We start from the raw sequence: 9,743 nt of genomic DNA on the forward strand, positions 1-9,743 counted from the left end.
TCATGCGCGAGAAACCAGCGAGGGAGTCCTTAGCGACTCCCGCCGCGTTCATCAATGCACAGAGTGCGATTACCGGTCTGCGTGGCCGGGATCTGCTGTCGACCCTGCGCAGTGTGGCCGCCCATGGCTTGCGCAACCCACTGCACAGCGCCCGGCATGCCCTCAAACTCGGCGGTCAGCTTGGCCGCGTGCTGCTGGGCGAGACCCTGCACCCGACCAACCCGCACGACGCTCGCTTCGCCGACCCGGCGTGGAGCCTCAACCCGTTTTATCGCCGTAGCCTGCAGGCCTATCTGAGCTGGCAGAAGCAGGTCAAAAGCTGGATCGACGAGAGCAACATGAGCCCGGACGACCGCGCCCGCGCCCACTTCGCCTTCACCTTGTTCAACGACGCCGTATCGCCCTCCAACACCCTGCTCAACCCACTGGCGGTCAAGGAGCTGTTCAATTCCGGCGGTAACAGCCTGGTGCGAGGCATCGGCCATCTGGTGGACGATCTGCTGCATAACGACGGCCTGCCCCGGCAAGTCACCAAGCAAGCGTTCGAGGTCGGCAGGACAGTCGCCACTACTACCGGCGCCGTGGTGTTCCGCAACGAGCTGCTGGAATTGATCCAGTACAAGCCGATGAGCGAAAAGCAGTATTCCAAGCCCCTGCTGGTGGTGCCGCCGCAAATCAACAAGTACTACATTTTCGACCTGAGCCCGCACAACAGTTTCGTCCAGTACGCCCTTAAAAACGGCCTGCAAACCTTCATGATCAGCTGGCGCAATCCCGATGTGCGTCACCGCGAATGGGGGCTCTCGACCTACGTCGAAGCCGTGGAAGAAGCGATGAATGTCTGCCGGGCGATCACCGGCGCACGGGAGGTCAACCTGATGGGTGCCTGCGCCGGCGGGCTGACCATTGCCGCGCTGCAAGGTCATTTGCAGGCCAAGCGGCAGCTGCGCAGGGTGTCCAGCGCGACGTATCTGGTGAGCCTGCTCGACAGTCAGCTGGACAGCCCCGCTACGCTGTTCGCCGACGAGCAGACACTGGAGGCTGCCAAGCGCCGCTCCTATCAGAAAGGTGTGCTGGATGGCCGCGACATGGCCAAGGTCTTCGCCTGGATGCGCCCCAACGACTTGATCTGGAGCTACTTCGTCAACAACTACCTGCTGGGCAAGGAGCCACCGGCGTTCGACATCCTCTACTGGAACAACGACAACACGCGTCTGCCGGCCGCTCTGCACGGCGATCTGCTGGACTTCTTCAAGCACAACCCGCTGACCCACCCGGGCGGACTGGAAGTGTGTGGCACGCCGATCGATTTGCAGAAGGTCACCGTCGACAGCTTCAGCGTCGCCGGCATCAACGATCACATCACACCGTGGGATGCGGTGTATCGCTCAACGCTGTTGCTCGGTGGCGAACGGCGCTTCGTGCTGTCCAACAGCGGTCATGTGCAGAGCATCCTCAACCCGCCGAGCAACCCAAAAGCCAACTACGTCGAGAACGGCAAACTGAGCAGCGACCCCCGCGCCTGGTATTACGACGCCAGGCATGTCGACGGCAGTTGGTGGACCCAATGGCTGAGCTGGATTCAGGAACGCTCCGGCGCGCAGAAGGAAACCCACATGGCGCTCGGCAACCAGAACTACCCACCGATGGAGGCAGCACCCGGTACTTACGTGCGCGTGCGCTGACGTTCAACGAGCCACGGCCGCTGCCGGCCGTGGCAAGACCCGATCATTAAGAAGACTGGATGAAAACCCGCGACCGGATCCTCGAATGTGCCCTGCAGTTGTTCAATCAGAAGGGCGAACCGAATGTCTCCACCATGGAAGTTGCCAATGAAATGGGCATCAGCCCGGGCAACCTCTACTACCACTTTCACGGCAAGGAACCGCTGATACTCGGGCTGTTCGAGCGCTTCCAATGTGAACTGCAACCGCTGCTCGACCCACCGTCCGACGTCGAATTGGGCCCCGAAGATTACTGGTTGTTCCTGCATCTGATCGTCGAGCGCCTGTCCCATTACCGGTTTCTGTTCCAGGACCTGTCGAACCTCGCCGGACGCCTGCCGAAACTGGCCAAGGGTATTCGCAACCTGCTCAATGCACTCAAGCGCACACTGGCGTCGTTGCTCGCACGATTGAAGGCTCAAGGGCAATTGGTCAGCGACACTCAGGCGTTAGGGCAACTGGTGGAACAGATCACCATGACCCTGCTGTTTTCACTGGATTACCAGCGAATTCTCGATCGCGAAGGCGAGGTGCGGCTGGTGGTTTACCAGATCATGATGCTGGTGGCGCCACACTTGCTGCCAGCAATGAAGGCTGCGACCGAACAGATGGCGATGGCGTATCTGGAAGACCACGGATAACCCTGGTCACAACTATCCCCTGTGGGAGCGGGCTTGCTCGCGAAGGCTGTTCATCATTCAGCATTGATATCGGCTGACATACCGCTTTCGCGAGCAAGCCCGCTCCCACAGGGGATCTCTGTCGTGCTCCAGGGTGCATTCACAAACAAAAACGCCCGACCTTGGCAGGCCGGGCGTTTTCTTGAGCCCTGAAAATCAGGACTGACTGGTTGGCGTCGATGGAGCTGGCGCGGCAGTCGGTGTGACAGCAGGGGTTGGCGCGGTCGCGGAGTTCGAGGCGCTGACCGGAGCGGCTGCCGGGGTTGCCGGGGTTGCCGGCTTGGCAGCTGCTACTGCTGGTTTTGGCGCGGCGGCTTTTGGAGCTGCCGGCTTCTTCACTGCAGGTTTTTTCGCAGCAGCAGGTTTGGCTGCCGGCTTGGCGGCGGGTTTTGCTGCAGCTGTTTTAGCCGCAGGCTTGGCAGCCGGTTTGGCGACAGCTTTCGCCGCAGCCGGTTTGGCCGCTGGCTTGGCGGCTGCAGTTTTAGCGGCAGGTTTGGCAGCAGGTTTAGCCGCTGCTTTTGCCAGTGGTTTGGCAGCCGTTTTCGCGGCTGGCTTGGCGGCGGCAGTCTTGGCAGCAGGCTTGGCTGCCGCGGTTTTCGCCGCAACAGGCGCGACCTTGGCACCGGTCAGTTTTTCGATTTGCTTGGTCAGGGTCTCGACCTTGCTGTGCAGTGCCTTGACTTCGTTGCGGCTCGGTACGCCCAGACGCGAGATGGCACTGTTCAGACGCTTGTCGAAAGCACCTTCCAGCTCATCCCACTTGCCCAGTGCACGATCTTTCACGCCGCTGATGCGCGATTTGGCCGAAGAAGCGGAGTCCTTGGCGGCGTCGACTGTCTTGCCAACAGCGCTCTTGGTGAGCTTCTCGGCTTTCTCGCCGTCCTTAACCAATGCATCGAAGAGTTTGCTGCCGTCAGTGTCGATCTTCGAGTACACGCCTAAACCAGCCAGCCAGATTTTTCGGGAGTAATCTTCAACCTTCCCGATCCACGAGCTGCCTTCTTTTTCGGTTTTCTTTTTAACAGCCATCCCGTTCTCCTTAAGATTTACGCGCGACACGTTCGAGCAATGCCGTCAGCTCATCGAGCTTAGCAGAGAGTGTCTCAACGTCATGTTTAGACGGAATGCCGATACGATTCAAGGCACTTGCGACACGCGTGTCGAACGCTTTCTCGACCTTGTCGAGTTGAACTTCGACACGGCCTTTGAAAGTGCTGACTTCACTCTTGACTTCAACGATCTCGGCATTGGCCGCTTCAAGTTTCTCAGCGACTACTTTTTTGCCTTTCTTTTCAACGACCTGACCAGCCTTGATCAGCTCTTGAAAGTATTCGCTGCCCTCTTGGCCGACCTTGGCGTAGGCGCCCAGGCCTGCCAGCCAGATCTTGCGGGCATAGGATTTGACGTCGCCCAGCGCGCTGGTCGATGCGTCGATTTTTTTCTTCAAAATAACTTTGGCCATGGTGCACCTCACGCGCAGAAGGTTTGAGGAACTGCCCGGATAAGTGTCGGGCTCTGGCACAAAGTAGGGAGAAAAATTAGAAACGGCACCCTAACAAATGACATAAAAGGCCGGGCGTACCACAAAACAAATGTGGGAGCGGGCTTGCTCGCGAAGACGGTGGGTCAGTTGATAAAAATTTCACTGGCACACCGCCTTCGCGAGCAAGCCCGCTCCCACAGGGGATCTCATTTCAACCAGAAAATCAGACCAGGGCCTTATCCAGCGCCTTTTCGATTTCCGCTTTGATCATGCCGCTCATGGCCGACATCATCAGGCCCAGTTCCACATCGACCTTGATCGAATCTTCACTGACATGCACCGCACCCTTCACACCCGAGCGCTTGAGGTTCAGGGTGTCGCCAGACCACTGCGGCTCCAGGCCATACTGATCGGAAAGTTTCTGCGCCAGCTTGTCGGCCTTCTCGCGAGCCGCTTCCTTGCCCAGGCCGTGGGCACGTTCAACACTAATACGGGCCATTGAATGACTCCTGCTTTATGGATGCTTTCCCGGAGCATCTTGACCTCTGCTGCGTCAAAACGTCCCGATGGTTGCCCATCTTACCTTCAGCCTTGCCAAGACAAAGCATGCCTTGGGGATTAGAATGTCGCGCATTCTCTTTTGGTGACAGCGATATGACTGATCAGCGCAAAGGCAGCGATGCCGAACCCACCACTCACTTCGGCTTCAAAAACGTTCCGGAAAGCCAGAAAGCGGAAAAAGTCGCTGAGGTTTTCCATTCGGTAGCCGCCAAGTACGACCTGATGAACGACCTTCTGTCGGGCGGCATGCACCGTCTGTGGAAGCGCTTCGCGATCGAACTGTCGGGCGTTCGTGCCGGCAATCGCGTGCTCGACATCGCCGGCGGTACCGGCGACCTGACCAGGAAGTTCTCGCACCTGGTAGGCCCGACCGGTCAGGTCGTACTGGCCGACATCAACGAGTCCATGCTCAAGGTTGGCCGTGACCGCCTGCTGGACCTGGGTGTGGCCGGCAACGTTGAATTCGTCCAGGCCGATGCGGAAAAACTGCCGTTCCCGGACAACCATTTCGACTGCGTGACCATCGCCTTCGGCCTGCGCAACGTGACCCACAAGGAAGACGCCCTGCGCTCGATGCTGCGCGTGCTCAAGCCGGGTGGCCGCTTGCTGGTGCTGGAGTTCTCCAAGCCGACCAACGCGCTGATGTCCAAGGCCTACGACGCCTACTCGTTCGCCTTCATGCCGCTGATGGGCAAGCTGATCACTAACGACTCGGAAAGCTATCGCTACCTGGCCGAATCGATCCGCATGCACCCGAACCAGGAAACCCTGAAGTCGATGATGGTCGAGGCCGGTTTCGACCGCGTGACCTATCACAACATGACCGCAGGCATCGTTGCCCTGCACCGCGGCATCAAGCCCTGATGCTGCTCGCCGGCCTGCTCGCCAGCGTTGAACTCGGCCTGAACCGGGTGCTGCGTCTCGACAGCACGGCGCTGCCGCGGCTGGCGCATCTGACCGGCAAAGTGATTGCCGTCGATTGCCGCAGCCCGGCGCTGCACCTGTTCATCCTGCCCAGCGACGAAGGCCTGATGCTCGCCTCCCAGTGGGAAACCGGCGCCGACTGCACCTTGCGTGCACCGGCTTCGAGCCTGTTGAAACTGGCCATGAGCAAGGACAAGACTTCCGTCCTGCACGCCCCTGAAGTCGAACTCGATGGCGACAGCGGCGTGCTGCTGGAGCTGGCGGCGATCCTCCAGGACCTGGAGCTGGATTGGGAGTACGAGCTCTCGCGCTGGCTCGGCCCGGTCGCCACACAACTGGTCGGCGGCCACCTGCGCAGTCGCGCCCGCTGGTACCAGCAAGGCTTTGCCAGCCTGGGCCAGAACCTGGGCGAATACCTGGCCGAAGAATCGCGCACCCTTGTCGGTCAGCGCGAAGCCGAAGCCCGATTCAGTGAACTGGACCAGATCAAGCTCGATCTGGAACGTCTCGAGGCGCGTTTCGAGCGCCTTTCCCGATCCCTCGACCCAAGCGATAACGCATGAAGCTGCTTGCCGTCCGCCGTTTGTTGCGCATCCAGCGCGTCGTGATCCGCTACCGCCTCGATGACCTGCTGTTCGCCTTGCCACTGCCGTGGTTTCTGCGGGCACTGCGTTACGCGTTGCCGTGGCGCTGGTTCCCGCGCAAGACCCTGGACCTGAGCCGTGGCGCGCGCCTGCGCCTGGCGTTGCAGGACCTGGGGCCGATTTTCATCAAGTTCGGGCAGATCCTGTCCACTCGCCGCGACCTGTTGCCCGAGGACATCGCCGATGAACTGATGAAGCTGCAGGACCGCGTACCGCCGTTCGACTCGCAAGTGTCGGTCAAGCTGATTGAAGAGCAGCTGGGCAAGAAAATCAGCGACGTGTTCAGCCGTTTCGATGTCGAACCGCTGGCCTCGGCTTCGGTGGCGCAGGTGCATGCCGCGCAACTGAAAACCGGTGAAGAAGTGGTGGTCAAGGTGATCCGTCCCGGCCTCAAACCGGTGATCGCCCAGGACCTGGCGTGGCTGTTCATCCTCGCCCGCGCCGCCGAAAAGCTCTCCGCCGATGCGCGCCTGCTGCACCCGGTGGACGTGGTCAGCGATTACGAAAAAACCATCTACGACGAACTCGACCTGCTGCGCGAGGCGGCCAATGCCAGCCAGTTGAAGCGCAACTTCGACGGCTCGCCGCTGCTGTACGTGCCGCAAGTCTATTGGGACTGGTGCCGACCGAAAGTACTGGTGATGGAGCGCATCTACGGTATCCAGGTCACCGATCTGGCAACCCTGGCCGACCAGCGCACCGACATGAAAATGCTCGCCGAGCGTGGCGTGGAGATTTTCTTCACCCAGGTGTTCCGCGACAGCTTCTTCCACGCCGACATGCACCCCGGCAACATCTTCGTCAGCACCGTGAATCCGTGGAGTCCGCAGTACATTGCCATCGACTGCGGCATCGTCGGCAGCCTGACCCCGGAAGACCAGGATTACCTGGCACGCAACCTGTTCGCCTTCTTCAAGCGTGATTATCGTCGCGTGGCGCAGTTGCACATCGATTCGGGCTGGGTGCCGGCGGAAACCAAGCTCAACGAATTCGAAGCGGCGATCCGTACCGTGTGCGAGCCGATCTTCGAAAAACCGTTAAAAGATATTTCCTTCGGTCAGGTGCTGATGCGCCTGTTCCAGACCGCTCGGCGCTTCAACATGGAGGTTCAACCGCAGTTGGTTCTGCTGCAAAAAACCTTGTTGAACATCGAAGGCCTGGGTCGTCAGCTGTACCCGGACCTCGACCTGTGGAACACCGCGCAGCCGTTCCTCGAACGCTGGATGCGCGAGCGGGTCAGCCCCAAAGCCCTGCTCGGCAACGTGCAGAGCCAGTTCGAACAGATCCCGCACCTGGCCAACATGGCCCGCGACCTGCTCGAACGCATGTCCCAACCCCACGCCTACGACCCGCCGCCACCGTGGCATCGACGCCGCGACGACTGGTTCCTGCGCCTGCTCGGCACGGCGCACCTGGCCGGTGGCGCCATCCTTGCCGCTGGCGGGCCATTGAATCAGTTGGACTATTGGCCAGCTGGCATCATGATGGCCGTCGGTTTGTATCTGGTCGTGCGTCGATAGCATGTATCAGCTGCAAGTTATAAGCTTCAAGCTTCAAGCGATGTTCGTAGCAATCATGTTTAATTCACGCCTGTAGATATGCGTTGCACAATACGAAGGATCGAAGCGCACTGGCTTTTACTTGCGGCTTGAAGCTTAAGGCTTGGGGCTGCTTCAGGAACTGAAGATGAAAAACTGGCTGGACGAGATCAAGTGGGACGCCGATGGCCTCGTGCCGGCAATTGCCCAGGATCACAAGACCGGGCGCGTCCTGATGATGGCCTGGATGAACCGCGAAGCACTGGAGCTGACCGCTGCCGAGAACCGCGCCATTTACTGGTCGCGCTCCCGTGGCAAGCTGTGGCGCAAGGGCGAAGAGTCCGGCCACGTGCAGACCCTGCACGAGATGCGCCTGGACTGCGACGCCGACGTCATCATCCTGATGGTCGAGCAGATCGGCGACATCGCCTGTCATACCGGCCGCCAGAGCTGCTTCTACCGCGTCTACGAGAACGGCGACTGGACAACGGTCGACCCGGTCCTTAAAGATCCGCATGCCATCTATTGCGCAGGGCACAAACATGAGTGACACACTGACCCGCCTGGCCGAGGTGCTGGAAGAGCGCAAAGGCGCCGCCGCCGACAGCTCGTATGTCGCCAGCCTGTATCACAAGGGCTTGAACAAGATTCTGGAAAAAGTCGGCGAAGAGTCGGTCGAGACCATCATTGCCGCCAAGGACGCCGCCGTCAGCGGCGACTGCAGCGATGTGATCTACGAAACCGCCGATTTGTGGTTCCACAGCATGGTCATGCTCGCCCAATTGGGGCAGCATCCACAGGCTGTACTCGATGAACTGGACCGTCGTTTCGGTCTCTCCGGACACGCCGAGAAAGCCTCGCGCCCGTCCGCCTGAATAACTATTAGAGAGGAGCAGCAGCATGGGCATTTTTGACTGGAAACACTGGGTCGTCATCCTGGTTGTCGTGGTACTGGTATTCGGCACCAAGAAACTGAAAAACCTCGGCACCGACGTCGGCGAATCGATCAAGGGCTTCAAGAAAGCCATGAACGACGACGAAAAACCGGCCGACCCGAATGCGACCCCGGCCCAACCGGTTCCACCGGTCCAGCCACAGACCACTGTGAACCAGCCGCACACCATCGACGTGCAGGCACAGAAAGTCGAAGAGCCGATCCGCAAAGACGTGTGAGCACTGACTAATGTTTGGTATCAGCTTCTCTGAACTGCTGCTCGTCGGCCTCGTCGCCCTGCTGGTGCTGGGTCCCGAGCGCTTGCCGGGCGCTGCGCGCACCGCTGGCCTGTGGGTCGGACGCCTGAAGCGCAGTTTCAACGCAATCAAACAGGAAGTTGAACGTGAAATCGGTGCCGACGAGATTCGTCGGCAACTGCACAACGAACACATCCTGTCGCTTGAGCAGGAGGCGCGGAAAATCTTCACGCCGACCCAGCAGGAGCCGACGCCGGTCGAGCATGTGGGTGCGCAGACGATTCAAGCAACTGCCCCCGCTGCCGCGACAACGCCTGCTGTTGCGGCTGTCGAGCCTGCGCCGATTGTTGCTGCAACCACTCCGGTTGAACCCGTTACACCTGCGGCTGCGCCCGTTGCGCCGGCCCCTCATGACCCAACACTGCCGCCGCGAGCCCCATGAGCGATCTCCCAGAAAACGACCAGCACATGCCGCTGGTTTCGCACCTCACCGAGTTGCGTACCCGACTGCTGCGCTGCGTAGCGGCGATTTTCATCATCTTCGCCGGCCTGTTTGCCTTTACCCAGCAGATCTACACCTTCGTCTCGACGCCGCTGCGTGCGTACCTGCCCGCCGGCGCGACGATGATTGCCACCGACGTGTCGTCGCCGTTCCTGACGCCGCTGAAGCTGACGATGATGGTCTCGCTGTTCCTGGCGATCCCGGTGATCCTGCACCAGATCTGGGGCTTCATCGCCCCGGGCCTGTACAAGCATGAAAAGCGCATTGCCGTGCCCTTGCTGGTCTCCAGCATCTTTCTGTTCTACGCCGGCATGGCCTTCGCCTACTTCCTGGTGTTCCCGCTGATCTTCAAGTTCTTCGCCGCCGCCACCCCGGCCGGTGTGGAAATGATGACCGACATCACCAGCTACCTCGATTTCGTCATGACGCTGTTCTTCGCCTTTGGCGTGGCGTTCGAGATCCCGGTGGCCGTGGTGCTGCTGGTGTGGATCGGCGT

13 protein-coding genes are annotated in these 9,743 nt (G+C 60.1%); 10 read left to right on the forward strand and 3 right to left on the reverse strand.

Annotated features, from left to right (window positions below):
* Positions 1-2 precede the first annotated feature (2 nt).
* Entirely contained in the window at positions 3-1,685 is a 1,683-nt protein-coding gene (gene phaC, locus AC3WN7_RS02780; protein WP_102673222.1) for a class II poly(R)-hydroxyalkanoic acid synthase, read from the forward strand.
* Between the two features lie 59 nt (positions 1,686-1,744).
* Positions 1,745-2,365 carry a TetR/AcrR family transcriptional regulator gene (locus tag AC3WN7_RS02785; RefSeq protein ID WP_095964604.1) on the forward strand — a complete coding sequence of 207 codons (621 nt, stop codon included), beginning with the start codon at positions 1,745-1,747 and terminating at the stop codon, positions 2,363-2,365.
* Between the two features lie 195 nt (positions 2,366-2,560).
* On the opposite strand, the gene AC3WN7_RS02790 is transcribed toward AC3WN7_RS02785, so the two are convergent.
* The 3 genes from AC3WN7_RS02790 to AC3WN7_RS02800 form a co-directional block, all read right to left on the reverse strand.
* Complete coding sequence (locus AC3WN7_RS02790) at positions 2,561-3,433, reverse strand: phasin family protein (RefSeq protein WP_102673224.1); 873 nt, start codon at positions 3,431-3,433, stop codon at positions 2,561-2,563.
* Between the two features lie 10 nt (positions 3,434-3,443).
* Complete coding sequence (locus AC3WN7_RS02795) at positions 3,444-3,866, reverse strand: phasin family protein (RefSeq protein WP_095964602.1); 423 nt, start codon at positions 3,864-3,866, stop codon at positions 3,444-3,446.
* 244 nt (positions 3,867-4,110) lie between these two features.
* Positions 4,111-4,386, reverse strand: a complete 276-nt coding sequence (locus AC3WN7_RS02800; RefSeq protein ID WP_015093124.1) for a polyhydroxyalkanoic acid system family protein — start codon at positions 4,384-4,386, stop codon at positions 4,111-4,113.
* A gap of 155 nt (positions 4,387-4,541) precedes the next feature.
* On the opposite strand from AC3WN7_RS02800, the gene ubiE reads away from it, so the two are divergent.
* The 8 genes from ubiE to tatC form a co-directional block, all read left to right on the forward strand.
* Entirely contained in the window at positions 4,542-5,312 is a 771-nt protein-coding gene (gene ubiE, locus AC3WN7_RS02805; protein WP_007975568.1) for a bifunctional demethylmenaquinone methyltransferase/2-methoxy-6-polyprenyl-1,4-benzoquinol methylase UbiE, read from the forward strand.
* Positions 5,312-5,935, forward strand: a complete 624-nt coding sequence (locus AC3WN7_RS02810; protein WP_015093123.1) for a ubiquinone biosynthesis accessory factor UbiJ — start codon at positions 5,312-5,314, stop codon at positions 5,933-5,935. Before ubiE ends, AC3WN7_RS02810 begins: the two co-directional genes overlap by 1 nt.
* Positions 5,932-7,536, forward strand: coding sequence for a ubiquinone biosynthesis regulatory protein kinase UbiB (ubiB, locus tag AC3WN7_RS02815; RefSeq protein ID WP_102673225.1), 1,605 nt, complete (start codon positions 5,932-5,934; stop codon positions 7,534-7,536). Before AC3WN7_RS02810 ends, ubiB begins: the two co-directional genes overlap by 4 nt.
* Positions 7,537-7,702: 166 nt before the next feature.
* Positions 7,703-8,104 carry a phosphoribosyl-AMP cyclohydrolase gene (gene hisI / locus AC3WN7_RS02820; protein ID WP_007975565.1) on the forward strand — a complete coding sequence of 134 codons (402 nt, stop codon included), beginning with the start codon at positions 7,703-7,705 and terminating at the stop codon, positions 8,102-8,104.
* A complete protein-coding gene (locus tag AC3WN7_RS02825) occupies positions 8,097-8,429 on the forward strand; it encodes a phosphoribosyl-ATP diphosphatase (RefSeq protein ID WP_007975564.1) in 333 nt (110 codons plus the stop codon). The genes hisI and AC3WN7_RS02825 overlap by 8 nt, the downstream gene beginning before the upstream one ends.
* Positions 8,430-8,454: 25 nt before the next feature.
* The gene (locus tag AC3WN7_RS02830; protein WP_015093120.1) at positions 8,455-8,727 is read left to right on the forward strand and encodes a twin-arginine translocase TatA/TatE family subunit; all 273 of its coding nucleotides are present in this window, start codon (positions 8,455-8,457) and stop codon (positions 8,725-8,727) included.
* A gap of 10 nt (positions 8,728-8,737) precedes the next feature.
* On the forward strand, positions 8,738-9,187 hold the full coding sequence (tatB, locus tag AC3WN7_RS02835) for a Sec-independent protein translocase protein TatB (protein WP_095964598.1): 450 nt from the start codon (positions 8,738-8,740) through the stop codon (positions 9,185-9,187).
* A partial coding sequence (gene tatC / locus AC3WN7_RS02840; protein ID WP_102673226.1) for a twin-arginine translocase subunit TatC occupies positions 9,184-9,743 on the forward strand: 560 nt, incomplete at its 3' end. The genes tatB and tatC, both read left to right, overlap by 4 nt.

The organism is Pseudomonas sp. FW305-70 (genome assembly GCF_058783925.1).

Bases quoted from the DNA above. Each gene is read 5' to 3' on its own strand.
- AC3WN7_RS02800 (WP_015093124.1), bottom strand. From the start codon at position 4,386: ATGGCCCGTATTAGTGTTGAACGTGCCCACGGCCTGGGCAAGGAAGCG.
- ubiE (WP_007975568.1), top strand. From the start codon at position 4,542: ATGACTGATCAGCGCAAAGGCAGCGATGCCGAACCCACCACTCACTTC.
- hisI (WP_007975565.1), top strand. From the start codon at position 7,703: ATGAAAAACTGGCTGGACGAGATCAAGTGGGACGCCGATGGCCTCGTG.
- AC3WN7_RS02785 (WP_095964604.1), top strand. From the start codon at position 1,745: ATGAAAACCCGCGACCGGATCCTCGAATGTGCCCTGCAGTTGTTCAAT.
- AC3WN7_RS02825 (WP_007975564.1), top strand. From the start codon at position 8,097: ATGAGTGACACACTGACCCGCCTGGCCGAGGTGCTGGAAGAGCGCAAA.
- ubiB (WP_102673225.1), top strand. From the start codon at position 5,932: ATGAAGCTGCTTGCCGTCCGCCGTTTGTTGCGCATCCAGCGCGTCGTG.
- AC3WN7_RS02830 (WP_015093120.1), top strand. From the start codon at position 8,455: ATGGGCATTTTTGACTGGAAACACTGGGTCGTCATCCTGGTTGTCGTG.
- AC3WN7_RS02795 (WP_095964602.1), bottom strand. From the start codon at position 3,866: ATGGCCAAAGTTATTTTGAAGAAAAAAATCGACGCATCGACCAGCGCG.
- phaC (WP_102673222.1), top strand. From the start codon at position 3: ATGCGCGAGAAACCAGCGAGGGAGTCCTTAGCGACTCCCGCCGCGTTC.
- AC3WN7_RS02810 (WP_015093123.1), top strand. From the start codon at position 5,312: ATGCTGCTCGCCGGCCTGCTCGCCAGCGTTGAACTCGGCCTGAACCGG.
- AC3WN7_RS02790 (WP_102673224.1), bottom strand. From the start codon at position 3,433: ATGGCTGTTAAAAAGAAAACCGAAAAAGAAGGCAGCTCGTGGATCGGG.
- tatB (WP_095964598.1), top strand. From the start codon at position 8,738: ATGTTTGGTATCAGCTTCTCTGAACTGCTGCTCGTCGGCCTCGTCGCC.